At 36.8% G+C, this 924-nt stretch carries 1 protein-coding gene; it reads right to left on the bottom strand.

Features of this window, described 5'->3' with window-relative positions:
* Nucleotides 1–186, bottom strand: a 186-nt coding sequence (locus RB622_RS30165; RefSeq protein ID WP_308050565.1) for a hypothetical protein, incomplete at its 3' end; no start/stop codon positions are given.
* Nucleotides 187–924: the final 738 nt, after the last annotated feature.

Below are 924 nucleotides of genomic sequence, written 5' to 3'. Positions count from 1 at the left end.
TGGTGATGGGTTCGTTTCAGAACCGTAGTTGTAATCTTTGTCTTTGTATGGCTTTGAGCTTGCAACAGCCGTTTGTTCATTGCCGCCTTTTGTGACGTTGGGCGGGACTTTTTCCCAGGTCGACTGAGCATAACAATCGAAGTAGCTTGCCATAGCCATGGCAAGTGTCAATAAATGGTGTTTCATAAAATTATATGGATAGAGGGTATACGGCGATAAGAATCCCTATAACAGAGTTTCTCCAATTAATAAGATTAAGATGAGCGCTTTGATTTATTTACTCAGAATTTTTGCGTACCGAAGCAATAAACTCACACAAATATAATTTTGCTAACGAAGAGAAACCGGGAGGATGTAAACTAATGCATGTCATAGTGTATATGGATAAAGGATGGAAATACAACGAAGTCAGACCTGTGACATTGGTTTCACAGAAAAGTCACCATAAGTAACGAATTTACTCGTCAATTTATATGAAACTATGTCTCTTTTCACAAGCAAAGTAATTCTACATTGTAACTTTCGTAAACATAAAAACAATTGTTGAAAATATATTTATCCAGTGGTTACTAATTTATTTAACGGTAAGTGATAAATCAGCAATGAGTAAGTAAAAGTAACATCCAAAAAAGCTATACCTCCGGATACAGTTAAGAAAACGTCCACTAAGAGCAACCGCTATGGGGGAGAACTTAGCCATTTCAACTGGGCCAACACTTTCATGAGTGTAGCTACTGAAGAGACTTGGCGGAAGTAAAATCGTGGTAGTTAATTTTCAGGGAGGAAAATGCAGCTAAAAAGCGACAAAATAAATAATTGAAAATAAGCTGCTTGTGAATGTTATACATCTACATGATATGTTAAATGGCTTTCTGTATACAACCCAACCGCACGTTTATCAGTCAGTGCAAACGAAAGTTACAA

This window comes from Dyadobacter sp. LHD-138, from assembly GCF_030929615.1.
Classification (GTDB): Bacteria; Bacteroidota; Bacteroidia; order Cytophagales; family Spirosomataceae; genus Dyadobacter.
Note: the sequence above shows the minus strand (reverse complement) of the source record. Positions and strands in the feature narration are given on the sequence as shown.